The sequence below is a fragment of the Streptomyces sp. NPDC054863 genome (assembly GCF_053610825.1).
The window spans coordinates 40,651-56,072 of sequence record NZ_JBSGZD010000007.1 but is presented as its reverse complement, the minus strand read 5'-3'; the positions used below and the strand labels follow the sequence as shown (position 1 = coordinate 56,072).

Below are 15,422 nucleotides of genomic sequence, written 5' to 3'. Positions count from 1 at the left end.
TCCAGGGGCGCGGGGAACTGCGCGACCAGCCACCACGCACCCGCACGAAGCCCACCGGCCGCACCCGCACCCGCCCCTCCCTCAGCTTCGCGCCGTCTCGTCCGCCGCACCCCCCGCCCCCACCAGCCCCCGGCTCACCCCGGCCAGCCTCGGTTCGAACCGCCTCATCTCCCGCTGCCCCACCGTCCCGATGACCCCCGGCAGATACCCCCGCACCGACTGCATCCCCCGCAGCCACCACTGCGCGTACACATGGTGCGAGCGCCGCTCGATCCCCGCGACGATCCGGTCCACGGCCGGACCCAGCGGATACGTCCGGTTCGAGGGCCACGGCAGCCGCTGCCGCAGCTCCCGCATCACGTCGTCCTGGTCCGCGCCCCGCACCATGTCGGTGTCGGTCCACGACAGATAGCCGACCCCGACCCGTACGCCCTTGTAGCCGACCTCCGCCCGCAGGCAGTGCGCGAACGCCTCGACGCCCGACTTCGACGCGCAGTAGGCGCTCATCATCGGCGCCGGCGTGATCGCCGCCAGCGACGCGATCTGCAGGAAGTACCCCCGGCTCTCCATCAGCACCGGCAGGAAGGCACGCGCGGTCACCGCACCCCCCACCAGATTCACCTCGATGACCCGCCGCCAGGCCTCCGGGTCGGAGTCCACGAACGGCCCCCCGGACGCCACCCCGGCGTTCGCGACGACGACATCGACCTTCCCGAACCGCTCCTTGACCTCCTGCGCGACGCGCGCCATCGCCTCGTGGTCGGTGACGTCCGCGTACCACCAGTCGCTCTCGGTGTGCAGCCGTCCCGTGACGTCCTTCAGCAGCTCGGGTTCGAGCCCGATGAGCGCCACGTTCGCACCCCGCGCCGACAGCTTCCGCGCCAGCAGCTCGCCGACGCCCCGCGCCGCTCCCGTGACGACCGCGACCTGACCCTCAAGGCTGTAGCTCACGCGACTTCCTCCCCGCATTCCGTTCCCACTCCCGCACCAGCGGCGACGTACGTACCCACGAGCTCACGGATCTTCCCGGTGACGAGCTCCGGCGCCTCCACCGGCGACATGTGCCCGACCCCGGTGAGCAGCGTCAGCCCCAGCGAGTGCGGCAGCGCGGCCTCGATCTCGCGGGCGTGCACGGGCGGCGTCAGCCGGTCGTCGGCGCCCGCGACCACGGCGGCCGGAACGGCCAACGCACTTACCCCTGCGGCCAGTTCGAGCCCGGCCAGCACGTGCGACCAGCCCACCCGCGCCCTCCTCGGGCACGCGTGCACGATCCGTGCGCACTCCGCGACCCGCTCCGGGGCCGTCCCGCGCCCCATCGTCGCGTACTTCAGGACCGCCTTCGAGACCGGCGTGACGGGACCCAGCGGCGCCTTCGCCCCCAGCACCGACTGCGTCAGCCTGGTCCGCAGGCCGCCCGCCCGCATCGGCAGCACCAGCGACTCGGCGACCAGCCGGGCGCTCCCGGTGCTGCACAGCAGCACCGCTGCCGCGTGCTCCGCGAAACCGGCCCGTCCGGCCGCCGCCATGAGGGTCATGCCGCCCATGGAGTGCCCGGCCAGCACGGCCTTCTCGCCGGGGGCGAGCGTCGCGGCGAGTACCGCTTCGAGGTCGTCGGCGAGCACGTCCGTCGAGTACGCGGCGGATTCGGGCGAGCGCCCGTGCCCCCGCTGGTCGTACGCGACGACCCTGAACTCCCGTGCCAGCTCCCGTATCTGGGCCGCCCAGAACGCGATCGAGCACGTCCAGCCGTGCGCCAGGACCACCGTCGGCGCGCCGTCCTGCCCGTACACCTCGACGTGCAGCCGCGCCCCGTCGGCGGAGGTGACGGTCAACTCCCGTACGTCAAGCCCGAGTCCACCCGCGACACGCCTCATGCGACAGCCTCCTCGGCCACTGCCCGTTCCTCCGACGCCGCCTGCGCACGCACCACTTCGTACTCCGCGAGGTTGACCTCCCGGGTCGCCCGCCGGAACTCCGACGTCGTGCCCGGCCAGACCGTCGTGTTGCGGCCGTTCGCGTCCAGGTACCAGCTGTCGCAGCCGCCCGTGTTCCAGACGGTGCGCTTCATGCGCTCCTGCACACGGCGGTTCCACGCCCCGACGGCGGACGGCCGCACGGAAAGGGCCACCCGCCCGCCCAGGACGTCCAACTGCCGCATGTAGTCGGCCAGATAGCTGAGCTGTGCCTCGATCATCAGGATCATCGACGAATTGCCGAGCCCCGTGTTCGGGCCGATGACCGTCATCCAGTTGGGGAAGCCGACCGCGCTCGCACCGCGCAGCGCCTCCATGCCGCCCTTCCACGCCTCGGCGAGGGTGATGCCGTCGGCGCCCACCACCCGGTCGGCGATCGGCATGTCCGTGACGTGGAAGCCCGTACCGAAGATGATCGCGTCGACCTCGGTCTCCGTACCGTCGGAGGCGACGACCGTCGAGCCGCGCACCTCGCTCAGTCCGGAGGCGACGACGTCGACGTTCTGCTGCGCGAGCGCCGGGTAGTACGTGCTCGACAGCAGGATCCGCTTGCAGCCGATGCGGTACGAGGGGGTCAGCTTGGCCCGCAGCGCCGGGTCCTTGATCGCCTTCGCCATGTTCGCCCTGGCGATGTTCTCGATGAAGCCCAGTTCGTTGGGCCGCTTGGTGAACGCCTGGACCTGAAGCTCCCTGATCCCCCACAGCATCCTGCGCCGCACGGCGCCGGTGACGGGCACCTGCCGGTGCAGCCAGCGCTCGGCCCCGCTGATCTGGCGGTCCATGCGCGGCATCACCCACGGCGGCGTCCGCTGGAAGAGCGTCAGCTTCTCGACGTCGGGCTGGATCGCGGGCACGATCTGGATGGCGGAGGCGCCGGTGCCGACCATCGCGACGCGCTTGCCGGTGAGGTCGTAGTCGTGGTCCCACTTCGCGGAGTGGAAGACCTTCCCGGGGAAGGTGCCGAGACCGGGGATGTCCGGCGTCTTGGGATCGGACAGCGGTCCTGTCGCCGACACGACGACATCGGCCACGAGCGTCTTCCCGTTCGCCGTCTCGATCCTCCACCACAGTTTCTCGGCGTCCCAGGTCATCATCGTCACCTCGTGGTGGAGGCGGATGTGCGGGCGCAGCCCGAAGGTGTCGGTGACGTGCTCCAGGTACGCCCGGATGTGCTCCTGGCCCGAGAAGGTGCGCGGCCACTCCGGGTTGGGCGCGAAGGAGAAGGAGTAGAGGTGCGACGGCACGTCGCACGCGCACCCCGGGTAACTGTTGTCCCGCCAGGTCCCGCCGACGGAACCGGCCCGCTCCAGGACGACGAAATCGGTGATCCCCTCGCGGCGCAGCCGGACGGCGGCCCCCAGGCCACCGAACCCGGACCCGATCACCGCCACTCGTACATGCTCGTGCTCGAACTCGGCCATGCCCGACGCCTCCCGCACTCGACGCTCCACAACTCTGCCAGCAATCACTGGCATGGTTGGGAGCGTAAGGCAGTGACGTACTGATCGGTAGGGGGCAGGCGTGGGAAAGTTACTGACGGTACGGAATAAGGTTCGCCGCGTGGAAGAAGCACCCGAGTCCCCCGAACAGGGCGACGAACGCAGGCAGGACGGTCGACGGGACAGCGGCCCCGGCGACGGCAGCGCGCCCGGCGCACCCCGCGAGTACCGCATGGAGGAGCTGGCCGACGCGGCCGGCATCCCCGTACGCACCCTGCGCTTCTACCGCGAGCGCAAGCTGATCCCGCCGCCGCGCCGCGAAGGCCGCATCGCCTGGTACAACGACCACCACCTGGCCCGCCTGCGCACCATCGGCGCCCTCTTGGAACGCGGCCACACCCTCACCGGCATCGCCGACCTCGCCTCCACCTTCGACAGTGGCCGCGACATGGGCGAACTCCTCGCCCTGGGCACCCCGGGCGAACCCACCGAGGAAACCCCGGTCCGCCTCACCCCCGAGCAGCTCGCCGACTACTTCGAGGGCGAGGTCACCCCCGAGAACCTCGCCTCCGCGATGGCGCTGGGCTACCTCGCCGTCGACGGCGACGAGGTCGTCCACATCAGCCGCCGCCTGCTCGACGTCTCGGCGGCCCTGGTCCGCGAGGGCGTCCCGCTCTCCGAAGTCATGGCCGCCGGCCTCCAGGTCCGCGAGCACGCGGACGTACTCGCCCAGATCTTCATCCGCCTGGTCACCACCCACCACGCCGACCCACAACGCCTGCGCCCGCTCGCCAAGAGCGTCGTGGAGGCCGAACTCTCCATGGCCCTGGACCGCCACCTGCCCAAGAACTGACCCGGCCCGAACCCTCACCCGGGTCGGACCCTCGCCCGGCCCGAACCACCCTCACCCGGGTCGGACCCTCGCCCGGGTCGGACCCTCGCCCGCCCGGACCCTCCCCCGGGTCGGAGGCCGTCTCACCGCGGGCCGGGACCGCACACCGCGTCCGACACCCGCACGGGCATGCCGTCGGGCAGCTCTTTCGCTGCGCAACACTCCGGCCACGCTCGACCCGGAGCATCCGGGGCCCAGCAGAGGCCCCCACCGGCCCACCGTGTGGCTCACACCCCGTACGCCACCGTGACCGGTGCATGGTCGCTCCACCGCTCCCCGTGGCTGGCCGCCCGCTCCACCCACGCCTTCGTCGCGCGCCCCGCGAGCCCGCCCGTCGTGATCTGGTAGTCGATCCTCCAGCCTGAATCGTTGTCGAAAGCCCGCCCCCGGTAGGACCACCACGAGTAGGGCCCCTCCACCTCCGGGTGCAGCTTCCGTACGACGTCCACGTACCCGGCCTCCTCGAAGACCCGCCCGAGCCACTCCCGCTCCTCCGGCAGGAACCCGGACGCCTTCCGGTTGGCCTTCCAGTTCTTCAGGTCGGCCTCCTGGTGCGCGATGTTCCAGTCCCCGCACACCACGACCTCCCGTCCGTCCGCCGCGGCCCGCGCCTTCAGGTCCACCAGGTAGAACATGAACTCGTCCATGAACCTGTACTTCTCGTCCTGCCGCTCGGTCCCGACCTCCCCCGACGGCAGATACAGACTGGCGACGGTCACCCCGGCGACGTCCGCCTCCAGATACCGGCCGCTGCCGTCGAACTCCGCGCTCCCGAACCCGACCTGTACCCGCTCCGGCTTCTCCCGCGTGTAGAGCGCGACCCCGGCCCGTCCCTTCGCCGCGGCCGGCGCGATCGTCACGTGCCACCCCTCGGGTGCCCGCACCTCCTCCGGCAGCTGATCCGCCTCGGCCCGTACCTCCTGAAGGCACACGACGTCGGCGGCGGTCTCCGCCAGCCACGGCACGAAGCCCTTCTTGGCGGCGGCACGGAGGCCATTCACATTCACGCTGGTCACAGTGAGCATCCGGAAACCCTACCGACCCACGCATCCCTCTCTCCGCGCCCACATCACGCTCGTACTCTCGTACGCATGGAAATAAGACCCGTGGCCTACGACCACCCCGACGCCGTCAAGCTCAACGACCAGGTGCAGCTCGAATACGCCGAGCGCTACGGCGACGGCGACCTGACCCCGCTCGACCCCGCCATGTTCGCCCCGCCCCACGGCCGTTACCTGATCGCGTACGACGACGAGGGCTTCCCCGTCGCCACCGGCGGCTGGCGCACCCGGGAGGCGGACGGGGAGAGCCGCGCGGACGGCGACGCCGAACTCAAGCGCATGTACGTGGTCCCGGCGGCCCGCGGCAAGGCCCTCGCCCGCCGCATCCTCAGCCTCCTGGAGGCCGACGCCCGTGCGGCGGGCCGCACCCGCATGGTTCTGGTGACCGGCACCGAACAGCCCGAGGCCATCGCCCTCTACCGGTCGAGCGGCTACCTCCCCACGGAACCGTTCGGCCTCTACCGCGACGCCGCCGAATGCCGCTGCTTCGCCAAACCCCTCGTCTGACCCTCGCGCCGGGGGCGCGTACGGGCTAGCGGAGATCCTCAGGATGCGGTCCCGTCGCGAACGGGTTCGTCTCGCCCTCCGCGAGCACCCCCACGAAGGGTTCGCCCTCACCGGCGAAGGTGTAGGCGCCGCCCTCGATCCGCCCGATCAGACTGCGCGTCCAGTCCGCGCCGCTGTCGGCCAGATGCACCCACATGTTCATGATCTCGCCGATGTGCCCGAGCTGTGCGGGGCCTTCCTCCGGCGTGTAGTACTCGGTGACCCCCTCGCGCCACTGCTCGAACCCCTTGACCCGCTCCTTGAGGAGCGTGACCGCCTCCTCGCGCGGCAGGTCGACGATGAGTCCGATGGCGGCCGAGAGCACGTCGATCTTCTGGTCGTGCGAGATCAGGGCCTCGCGCAGCAGCGTGAAGTACTCCTCGGTGCCCTTGTCGGTGACCTCGTACTCGACCCGGGGCGGACCGCCCGCGGTGCTCGGCGCGATCTCGTGCGCGACCAGGAGTCCCTGCTTGGCCATCTGTTTGAGTGCGTGGTAGATCGAGCCCGGCTTGGCGTTGGACCACTCGTGAGCGCCCCAGAACTCCAGGTCGTTGCGCACCTGGTAGCCGTGCGCCCGCCCGTGCTGGCGGACCGCTCCCAGGACCAGCAACCGGATCGCAGACATGAGCACCCTCTCTGATCAATATTGGCTAGACCGTATCAGTAATCAAGTTTGACTAATCGAGGAACTGGGGATACCTTCTCAGGGTAGTCAAGTTTGATCAATGGCTGAGGAGAGCGTTTTGACTGACCACGATCTGGCGATCGTCGTCGAAGGACTGCGGAAGAAGTACGGGGACAAGCAGGCTCTCGACGGCCTCGACCTCACTGTCCGAAGCGGCACCGTCCAGGCCGTTCTCGGCCCGAACGGCGCCGGCAAGACCACAGCCGTCCGCATCATGTCCACACTGCTGCGCCCCGAGGAGGGCCGCGTCGAAGTGGCAGGACTCGACGTGCGCACCCGAGCCGACGAGGTGCGCTCGCGGATCGGCCTGCTCGGCCAGAACGCCGCCGTCGACGAGGACCTCAGCGGCCGTCAGAACCTGGAGATGTTCGGGCGGCTCTACCACCTCGGCGCACGCCGCGCGGGCGCCAAGGCCGACGAGCTCCTCACCCGGTTCGGGCTCGCGGACACCGGCAAGAAGGCGGTCAAGCAGTACAGCGGCGGCATGCGGCGCAGGCTCGACCTCGCCGCCTCCCTCATCTCCGAACCGCAGGTGCTCTTCCTGGACGAGCCCACGACCGGCCTCGACCCGCGAGGCCGCACGGAGGTGTGGAACGCGGTCCGTTCACTGGTCGGCGGCGGCACGACCGTGCTGCTGACCACGCAGTACCTGGAAGAGGCCGACCAGCTCGCCGACCAGATCTCGGTGATCAACCACGGCAAGGTCATCGCGGAGGGCACGGCGGACGAGCTGAAGTCCAAGACGGGCGGCGACCGCATCGACGTGGTCCTGCACGACGTGGCCCAACTGTCGCTCGCGGCCTCGCTCCTGCCCGGTGACGCGGTCGTGGACGAGGACCGCCGGCTGATCAGCGCCTCGGTCAGTGACCGGATGTCGGCGCTGACCGAAACCGTCCGGTCGCTGAAGGCGGCCGGCATCGAGGCGGAGGACATCGCGGTACGGCGGCCGACGCTCGACGAAGTCTTCCTGCACCTCACGAAGGAGGACGCGGCATGAGTACGACACAGGGTGTGAGTTCGCCTCGCAGTGCGAGTACCCGCAGCACGGCGCACGGCTCGGGTTCGAAGCTGAGCTGGGCCGCCGCCGACTCCTGGACGATGACCAGGCGCGAGCTGGCGCACTGGGCACGGCAGCCCGTACAGGTGGTCGTCGGGTTGATCTTCCCGGTGATGATGCTGCTGATGTTCAGCTACCTGATCGGTGGCGGACGGGGCATCGAAGGGAACTTCAAGGACTACCTGGTCCCCGGCATGCTCACCATGACGATGGCCTTCGGCCTTGAGGCGACGATGCTCTCGGTCACCCAGGACCTGGGCAAGGGGGTCATCGACCGGTTCCGCTCGATGCCGATGACCTCCGGCGCGGTCCTGGTCGGGCGCAGCGTCGCCGACATGCTGCAGTCGGTGGTCGGCCTGGCCGTGATGATCGCGGTCGGATATGCCATCGGCTGGCGCTGGCACGGCGGTTTCGCCTCCTTCATGGGGGCGGTGGGACTGCTGCTGCTGCTGCGGTTCGCGATGCTGTGGATCGGCATCCATCTGGCGATGGTCGCGGGCAAGCCGGAGCTGGTGCAGGCGGTGCAGATCCTGGTGTGGCCGGTCGCCTTCCTCTCGAACGCCATCGCCTCGCCGGAGTCGATGCCGGCCTGGCTGGGCGCGGTGGTCGAGTGGAATCCGATGTCCGCGACGGCCACTGCGGTACGCGGCCTGTTCGGCAACCCGGGCGGGGCCGGCGACTCCTGGGCCGCGATGAACGCCGAACTGCTCGCGGTGGCCTGGCCGGTGGTCCTGGTGGCGGTGTTCTTCCCGCTGGCCGTAAAGCGGTTCAGGGACCTGAGCCGCTGACAGACCCGGCCGGCCCAGCGCCGGTCAACCCTCTTCGGGCTCGGCAGTCCCCCCGCTGCCGAGCCCGAGGGGCGCCGCTCCTGCGGACGCCAAAGAGCCCCTACCGGGTTTCCCCGGTAGGGGCTCTCAGCTGCGGTGGACCTGTGGGGATTTGAACCCCAGACCCCCTCGATGCGAACGAGGTGCGCTACCAGACTGCGCCACAGGCCCTTGCAACGAGTAGAACTCTAGCACCTCTTCCGGGGTGCTCGGTAATCCGTTCCGGCCGCCTGCCGAGGCCCCCCACCTGCGGCGGGGCTTGCGGCGGGCTCGCCCCGCCGGGTCACTCGTTGGCGGCGCGGGGCCGCTCGTCCTCGTCGTACTGGTCGAAGAGCGGGGTACGTCCGTGGTCGCGCGAGCGGCGCCCCTGCTGCGGGCGCTGACGGCGCAGAGCCGGGTCGTCGGCCGCGGAGGCCGCGGAGCCGGCCGAGGCCGCGGGGCCCACCGGGTCGGCGGTGCTGGAGCGGGCGGAGCTCCAGGTTCCGGGGGCGCCGAGGTCGAGGTCGCCGGTCGCGCGCGGGGCGACGGGAGCGGTGACGTACGTCGGGAGCGGGACCGGGACGGGCTCCCAGCTCTCGCCGCGAGCTCCGCCGCGCTCGCGCTCGCGCTGCTGGTCGACCCACTCGGCGTGGTCGGTCTGCTCGACCAGGGCGCGGCGGCCGGCCTCCTGCGGAGAGACGGCGGGAGCGGGCTCCGGCTCCGGCCGCTCGTCGGCATCGGCGCGCTGATGCGAGTGGTGCGGGTGCTGGCCCTGGCCCTGGTGCTGGCCCTGGTTCTGGTGCTGGTCGGGCGACTGGGACTGCGGTACGGGGCGGCGGACGTACTGGGTCCGCTGCTCACGCAGCCGCTGGGCGGCGAACTCGGCCCGCCGGCGGTCCATGGTGAAGGCGAACCGGCGCTTCTCCTGGCCGCGCAGATGCACGATGTACGCGCTCAGGAGGATGGCCGGGATGCCGGGTGCCCAGAGGTAACGGAGCCCGCTGACGGCGGCGACGATCGCACCGAGGGTGAAGGCGGCGAAGAGCAGCACGGTGGTACGGCGGCGCCGGGCCAGGACCTTGGAGCGGCGGGCCCGCTCGGCGGACCCCGGGGAGGGCTGCGCGGGCGCGGCGGCACGGGGGCGGCGGGACTGGTCGCGGGCAGGCTCGTCGCGTACGGGCTGCTCGCGGGGTGCCTGGTCGCGCGGCGTTTGGTCGCGCGGCGCCTGGTCACGGGGCTGCTCGCGGGACGCCTGGTCGCGGGCCGACTGCTCGCGCACCGGCTCCCGGGGCTGCTCCCGGACTTGTTCCCGCACCTGTTCCCGCGACTGCTCGCGCGCTGCCGGACGTTCGGTCCTGGACGGGGGTGCCGCGAAGGCGCGGACGTCGACCGAATCGGTCACCGGGTCCGCGCTGTCGGGGGCTTCGGGGCTGCCGTCCGCCGTGCCGTCCTGGCCGTCGGCCGGGCGCAGCTGGAGTTCCTTGGCGTACCGGCGCTCCATCGCCGCCCGTCCGGACAGGAGCCGGATGGCGGTGCTGAAGCGTTCCGTCGGACGGGCCTCGTTGAGTTCGTCCTGCCTGCGGAGCCACATCGGCACCAAGTAGGCGGCCCAGGCCCCGACAATGACTGCGTAGATCAGGCCGCTGCTGCTCACACCTCACACCGTAGAGGGGCCTGGAGGGAGCCATCGGCCAATTGGGCCGGTGTGTCGGGCGTATCTGTCTGATATTCCGAACTTTTTTGAGGCTCGGGATGGCGACCGCGATCAAATTCGAACATTTATTTCATTCTTTAGATGCCACTGTCGGGGTGTCACTGGCCGAGCGTTACTGCTGGGTGTCACTGCTGCGTGTCACTGCTGGGAGTCACTGCTGCGACGCCGAACGTCGGCGCCATCGTCCGAGTACGCCTTCCGGGACGACCTCCTCCGAGGTCAGGGCGAAGACGAGGTGGTCGCGCCAGGCGCCGTCGATGTGCAGATAGCGCGGGCGCAGACCCTCCTCGCGGAACCCGAGCTTTTCGACGACGCGGCGACTGGGGCCGTTCTCCGGGCGAATGCAGACCTCTATGCGGTGCAGTCCGACCGTGCGGAAACAGTGGTCGACGGCGAGTGCGACGGACGTCGGCATGACGCCGCGGCCGGCCACCTCGCGGTCCACCCAGTAGCCCACATGGCCCGAACACATCGAGCCCCAGGTGATTCCGGCGACCGTCAGCTGTCCGACCAGCCTGCCCCGGTACTCGATGACGAACGGCAGCATCCGGCCGGCGTTGGCCTCCGCGCGCAGGTGACGGACCATCTGGCGGTACGTCGGCCGGTGGGCGACCGGGCCGGTGGGCAGCGGGGGCGGAATGGTCGCTTCCCAGGGGCGCAGCCACTCGCGGTTGCGGCGGTTGACCTCGCGCCAGGCCCGCTGGTCGCGCAGTTTTATCGGGCGGAGCGTGACGTCGCCGTCCACCAGGTCCACGGGCCAGGCGGAGCCGTTCAGTTGATGCTCCCGGACAGACCGGTGGGATCGGCGGGACCGGTGGGATCGGCAGGGCCGGCGGGACCGGTGGGATCGGCAGGGCCGGTGGGATCGGCAGGGTCCGCGGCTCTCGGGTGGTCGCCGCCGCGCAGCTGGTCGACGGCGTGCAGCAGGATCCGGCCGAGGACGGCCAGACCGTCGCGGACGCCGCCGGTGGAACCGGGGAGGTTGACGATCAGTGTCGTACCCCCGGCGACTCCTGCCAGCCCGCGGGAGAGCGCGGCCGTCGGGACGTGCGGGCGGCCCTCGGCCCGGATGGCCTCCGGGATGCCGGGGATCTCGTAGTCGATGACGCGACGGGTGGCGTCGGGGGTGCGGTCGGTGGGCGAGACGCCGGTGCCGCCCGTCGTGACGATGACGTCGTACGCGAGGAGGACGCCGTCGCGCAGGGCCGCCTCCACGGGGTCGCCGTCGGGCACCACGCGGGGGCCGTCGACGATGAAGCCCATCCGGGTCAGGCCCTCGGCGACGAGCGGGCCGCCCTTGTCGGCGTAGACGCCCGCGGAGGCCCGGTTGGACGCGGTGACGACGAGCGCGCGGTACGGGCGGATGTCCGGCCCCGCGTGCATCGGCTGCCCCGGCCCCTGCGGTTGGTAGCCGGGCTCGGAGACCGGTCCCGACACGACGCCCGGGTGCAGGTGCGCCTCGGAGGTGCGGCCCTCCTCGGCGTCGGGAGCAAGGACGGTGACCGGGTCGGTGGAGCGGGCCACCGGGAGCGGACCGGCGGCCGGGGGCGAGGTGCCCGCCGGCCGGTCGACGGTCGGGGGCGAGGTGCCCGCGAGGGGGTTCGTGAGGGGGCCTGCGAGGGGGTTCGTCATGAGCGGTTCCAGTCGCCGGACTTGCCGCCGGTCTTCTCCTCGACGCGTACGTCCGTGATGACCGCGCCCTTGTCGACGGCCTTCACCATGTCGATGACGGTGAGGGCGGCGACGGCGACAGCGGTGAGGGCTTCCATCTCGACGCCCGTACGGTCCGTGGTCCTGACCGTGGCGAGGATCTCGACCGCGTCGTCCGCGACCGAGAGGTCGACCTTGACGCCGGAGACGGCCAGCGGGTGGCAGAGCGGGATCAGGTCGGGGGTGCGCTTGGCGCCCATGATGCCCGCGATGCGCGCAGTGGCGAGGGCGTCGCCCTTGGGGACTCCCTCGCCCCGGAGGAGCTCGATCACGCGCGGCGCGACGAGGACGCGTCCGCTCGCGCGGGCGGTGCGGGTGGTGACGTCCTTCTCGGAGACGTCGACCATCCGGGCCGCACCCGCCTCGTCGAGGTGCGTCAGCCCCGTGGGGCTCGGAGGGCTCGTCGGGCTGCCCTGGCTGCCTTGCGTACTCATTAACTCCGCCTCGCGTTCCGGCGCCGGTCGTTGCCTCGGCAGTCGTTGCCACGGCGCAGCGGCAGACACCGTACCGCCACCGGCCCGTTACCGGGTGAGCAGGACCACCTCGACTTCCGTGCCGGGGACGACCTCGGTGGTGTCCTCGGGGACGACCAGCAGCGAATCGGCGTGCGCGAGGGCGGCGATCAGGTGGGAGCCGGAGCCGCCCACCGGGGTGACCGTGCCCGAGGCGGCGTCGTACGTCCCGCGCAGGAACTGGCGCTTGCCTGCGGGCGAGCCGATCGGCTCGTCCGCGCTGAGGGTGGCCCGGACGGTCGTGCGGTGGACGTCCGCCAGGCCCATCAGAGCGCGGATCACCGGGCGGACGAACAGCTCGAAGGAGACGTAGCAGGAGACCGGGTTGCCCGGCAGGGCGAGCAGCGGGGTGTGGTCGGGGCCGATGGAGCCGAAGCCCTGCGGCTTGCCGGGCTGCATGGCCAGCTTGCGGAAGTCGACGCCGCTGCCCGGCTCGTCCTCGTCGGCGGCCGAGGAGAGCGCCTCTTTGACGACGTCGTACGCGCCGACGCTGACGCCGCCCGTGGTGACCAGGAGGTCGGCGCGGACGAGCTGGTCCTCGATGGTGGCGCGCAGCTCTTCGGCGTCGTCGGTGACGGCGCCCACCCGGTAGGCGATGGCTCCGGCGTCGCGGGCGGCGGCGGTCAGGGCGAAGCTGTTGGAGTCGTAGATCTGGCCCGCGGCCAACTTCTCGCCGGGCTGGACCAGTTCGGAGCCGGTCGACATGACGACCACCCGGGGCCGCGGGTGGACCAGCACCGTGGCCCGGCCGATCGCGGCCAGCAGGCCGATCTGGGGCGGGCCGAGCACCGTACCGGCTTCGAGGGCGGTGTCGCCGGCCTTGACGTCGCTGCCCACCGCGCGGACGTGTGCGCGGTCCTTCGCGGGGCGGTGCACCCGGACCTCGCCGGTGGAGTCCTCCGGGTTGGCTCCTGCGGACCGGAAGGTGGTGGCGGGGCCGCCGCCGCTGCCGCCGTCGGTCCACTCGACCGGAACGACGGCTTCCGCGCCGGGGGGCAGCGGGGCTCCGGTCATGATGCGGGCGGCCTCCCCCGGGCCGACCGTGAGGGTGTCGGCGCCACCGGAGCCCGCCGCCACGTCGCCGATGACGGTGAGCACGGCGGGGAACTCCGCGCTCGCGTCGGCGACGTCGGCCACCCGGACCGCGTATCCGTCCATCGAGCTGTTGTCGAAGGGCGGGAGGGCCACGGGGACGGTGACGTCCTCGACGAGTACGCAGCCCTGGGCGTCCGGGAGTTGGAGCTCGATGGGCTCCAACGGACGGACCGCGCCGAGGATGTCGTCGAGGTGCTCGTCCACCGACCAGACGCGGTCGGGGCCGTGGCCGTCGTCGTGGGTGGCGGCGGGCGGTGCTTCGGTGGTGCTCACCTTGGTTCCTTCCAAAAGGCCCCGCCCTCCGGAAAAGCCCTTCGGCCGGGGAGAAACGAATGGCATCCGGCGCCACGACGTCTCGGCTCACCGGTGACGAGACAGAGAAGGACCGAGCGTACAGAACCGCTCATCTCACGCCCCGATCTCGCCGTCGGACACGGAGCGCACCAGCGGCGTACGAAACGCAAGGCCGGTGCGGAGCGACTGTCTGCCCTGCCCTTGCGCAGCAGGGCAGGGATGCAAATGATGATATTTCACCTGATCGGGCGAACAGGGAACGGAAGCCCGTCCGCGTACAGAACTCCTGCCTACGCTCCGGTGTCATGCAGTTGCGGTATTCCTTCCGGCTTGAGCCGACGTCTTTCCAGCAGAGGATGCTGGCGCGGACGTTCGGCTGCGCGCGGGTGGTCTTCAACGACGCCCTCACGCTTCGCCGCGTTGCATACGCGGCGAAGGAGCCGTGGATCGGCACCGGGGAATTGTCCAAGGCCGTGCTCACCCAGGGCAAGAAGCGCGAGGAGCGCACCTGGCTGGGCGAGGTGTCCTCGGTGGTGCTCCAACAATCGTTGCGGGATCTGGAGTCCGCCTATCGTGCGTTCTTCGACTCCCGCTCCGGCAAGCGGAAGGGCCCGCCCGTTGGAGCACCCGTCTTCAAGTCCCGTAAGGACCGGCGGCAGTCGGTGCGGTTTACGGCGAATGCCCGCTGGAAGATCACCGAGACGGGACGTCTGACCCTGCCGAAGATCGGCGCGGTGAAGGTCCGATGGTCGCGCACTCTGCCCACCGTCCCGTCCTCGGTCACCGTCATCAAGGACACCGCCGGAAGGTACTTCGCGTCGTTCGTGATCGAAACCGACCCGGACACCGACACCACACGCTGGCCGGTAGAGGACGCGGCCGGGTACGAGGTCGGCCTCGATATGGGCCTCACCCACTTCGTCGTCCTGGACAGCGGGGAGAAGATCGCCTCCCCAAGGTTCCTGCGCCGCGCGGAGAAGAAACTCAAGTGCCTCCAACGCAGGCACGCCCGCAAGCAGAAAGGGTCGAAGAACAAGGAGAAGGCCCGTAAGGCTCTGGCCCGTCAGCACACCAAAGTCGCCGACGCCCGTCACCACTTCCACCACGAGTTGTCCACCCGGCTGATCCGCGACAACCAAGCGGTCTACGCCGAGACACTCAATGTGAAGGGCATGGCCCGCGGCCGTCTCGCCAAAGCTATTCACGATGCGGGCTGGTCGAGCTTCCTGACCATGCTCGAATACAAAGCAGCCCGGTACGGCAGGGTTTTCCAGCGCGTCGGACGGAGTTTCCCCTCCTCCCAGCGCTGTTCGGTCTGCCACCGCATCGACGGTCCCAAACCGTTGAACGTCCGCACCTGGACCTGCCCAGGTTGTGGAACCGTCCACGACAGAGACACCAACGCCGCCGACAACACCCTCCAAGAGGGCCGACGGCTGCACACACGGAACCTCAAGGTCGCCGAGGGACATCGCGGAGACCCAAAACGCCTGCGGAGCGACGGTAAGACCAGGGATGTCAAGTCCCGGCACGACGCAGTGAAACAGGAAGCCTCGGATTCCCCCACCCACCACCGTGCCGCGAAGCGGCACAGCAATAAGTGAGGGAAGGCCAGAATCCCCGGGCATCAGCCCGGGG

The 15,422-nt window shown here is 70.8% G+C and carries 15 protein-coding genes and 1 tRNA gene; 5 read left to right on the top strand and 11 right to left on the bottom strand.

The features are described 5' to 3' along the window. Window positions 1-81 precede the first annotated feature (81 nt). Genes ACWGIG_RS03045 through ACWGIG_RS03035 form a run of 3 tightly spaced genes read right to left on the bottom strand, consistent with a single transcriptional unit; the run spans window position 82 to window position 3,394 of the window. The gene (locus ACWGIG_RS03045) at window positions 82-951 is read right to left on the bottom strand and encodes an SDR family oxidoreductase (protein ID WP_453319726.1); all 870 of its coding nucleotides are present in this window, start codon (window positions 949-951) and stop codon (window positions 82-84) included. Beyond that, window positions 948-1,874, bottom strand: coding sequence for an alpha/beta fold hydrolase (locus ACWGIG_RS03040; protein WP_453319725.1), 927 nt, complete (start codon window positions 1,872-1,874; stop codon window positions 948-950). Before ACWGIG_RS03040 ends, ACWGIG_RS03045 begins: the two co-directional genes overlap by 4 nt. Next, window positions 1,871-3,394 carry a flavin-containing monooxygenase gene (locus tag ACWGIG_RS03035; RefSeq protein ID WP_453319724.1) on the bottom strand — a complete coding sequence of 508 codons (1,524 nt, stop codon included), beginning with the start codon at window positions 3,392-3,394 and terminating at the stop codon, window positions 1,871-1,873. The genes ACWGIG_RS03040 and ACWGIG_RS03035 overlap by 4 nt, the downstream gene beginning before the upstream one ends. 250 nt (window positions 3,395-3,644) lie before the next feature. Here ACWGIG_RS03035 and ACWGIG_RS03030 point away from each other — a divergent pair, with 250 nt between their 5' ends. After that, window positions 3,645-4,265, top strand: coding sequence for a MerR family transcriptional regulator (locus tag ACWGIG_RS03030; RefSeq protein WP_453319758.1), 621 nt, complete (start codon window positions 3,645-3,647; stop codon window positions 4,263-4,265). A 266-nt stretch (window positions 4,266-4,531) separates the two neighbouring features. On the opposite strand, the gene ACWGIG_RS03025 is transcribed toward ACWGIG_RS03030, so the two are convergent. Continuing rightward, on the bottom strand, window positions 4,532-5,329 hold the full coding sequence (locus ACWGIG_RS03025; RefSeq protein WP_453319723.1) for an exodeoxyribonuclease III: 798 nt from the start codon (window positions 5,327-5,329) through the stop codon (window positions 4,532-4,534). Window positions 5,330-5,395: 66 nt separating this feature from the next. Here ACWGIG_RS03025 and ACWGIG_RS03020 point away from each other — a divergent pair, with 66 nt between their 5' ends. Further along, a complete protein-coding gene (locus tag ACWGIG_RS03020; RefSeq protein WP_453319722.1) occupies window positions 5,396-5,872 on the top strand; it encodes a GNAT family N-acetyltransferase in 477 nt (158 codons plus the stop codon). Between the two features lie 25 nt (window positions 5,873-5,897). Here the strand turns inward: ACWGIG_RS03020 and ACWGIG_RS03015 are convergent, their stop codons facing one another. Further along, window positions 5,898-6,536 carry a PadR family transcriptional regulator gene (locus ACWGIG_RS03015; RefSeq protein WP_453319721.1) on the bottom strand — a complete coding sequence of 213 codons (639 nt, stop codon included), beginning with the start codon at window positions 6,534-6,536 and terminating at the stop codon, window positions 5,898-5,900. Between the two features lie 118 nt (window positions 6,537-6,654). On the opposite strand from ACWGIG_RS03015, the gene ACWGIG_RS03010 reads away from it, so the two are divergent. Both ACWGIG_RS03010 and ACWGIG_RS03005 read left to right on the top strand, forming a co-directional pair. Continuing rightward, window positions 6,655-7,593, top strand: a complete 939-nt coding sequence (locus ACWGIG_RS03010; protein WP_453319720.1) for an ATP-binding cassette domain-containing protein — start codon at window positions 6,655-6,657, stop codon at window positions 7,591-7,593. A gap of 101 nt (window positions 7,594-7,694) precedes the next feature. Then, window positions 7,695-8,441 (top strand): ABC transporter permease, encoded by a 747-nt coding sequence (locus tag ACWGIG_RS03005; RefSeq protein WP_453319757.1) that lies wholly within the window; start codon window positions 7,695-7,697, stop codon window positions 8,439-8,441. A 136-nt stretch (window positions 8,442-8,577) separates the two neighbouring features. Here ACWGIG_RS03005 and ACWGIG_RS03000 read toward each other — a convergent pair. From ACWGIG_RS03000 to glp, 6 genes are all read right to left on the bottom strand, one after another. Continuing rightward, window positions 8,578-8,651: transfer RNA gene (locus tag ACWGIG_RS03000), tRNA-Ala, on the bottom strand. A 112-nt stretch (window positions 8,652-8,763) separates the two neighbouring features. Then, the gene (locus ACWGIG_RS02995) at window positions 8,764-10,113 is read right to left on the bottom strand and encodes a hypothetical protein (protein WP_453319719.1); all 1,350 of its coding nucleotides are present in this window, start codon (window positions 10,111-10,113) and stop codon (window positions 8,764-8,766) included. A 211-nt stretch (window positions 10,114-10,324) separates the two neighbouring features. Then, window positions 10,325-10,927 (bottom strand): GNAT family N-acetyltransferase, encoded by a 603-nt coding sequence (locus tag ACWGIG_RS02990; RefSeq protein ID WP_453319718.1) that lies wholly within the window; start codon window positions 10,925-10,927, stop codon window positions 10,325-10,327. Between the two features lie 17 nt (window positions 10,928-10,944). After that, a complete protein-coding gene (locus ACWGIG_RS02985) occupies window positions 10,945-11,556 on the bottom strand; it encodes a MogA/MoaB family molybdenum cofactor biosynthesis protein (RefSeq protein ID WP_453319756.1) in 612 nt (203 codons plus the stop codon). A gap of 245 nt (window positions 11,557-11,801) precedes the next feature. Then, the gene (gene moaC / locus ACWGIG_RS02980) at window positions 11,802-12,317 is read right to left on the bottom strand and encodes a cyclic pyranopterin monophosphate synthase MoaC (RefSeq protein WP_453319717.1); all 516 of its coding nucleotides are present in this window, start codon (window positions 12,315-12,317) and stop codon (window positions 11,802-11,804) included. An 87-nt stretch (window positions 12,318-12,404) separates the two neighbouring features. After that, on the bottom strand, window positions 12,405-13,763 hold the full coding sequence (gene glp, locus ACWGIG_RS02975) for a molybdotransferase-like divisome protein Glp (RefSeq protein WP_453319716.1): 1,359 nt from the start codon (window positions 13,761-13,763) through the stop codon (window positions 12,405-12,407). A gap of 326 nt (window positions 13,764-14,089) precedes the next feature. On the opposite strand from glp, the gene ACWGIG_RS02970 reads away from it, so the two are divergent. Beyond that, window positions 14,090-15,388, top strand: a complete 1,299-nt coding sequence (locus ACWGIG_RS02970) for an RNA-guided endonuclease InsQ/TnpB family protein (RefSeq protein WP_453319715.1) — start codon at window positions 14,090-14,092, stop codon at window positions 15,386-15,388. The last annotated feature ends 34 nt before the right edge of the window (window positions 15,389-15,422 follow it).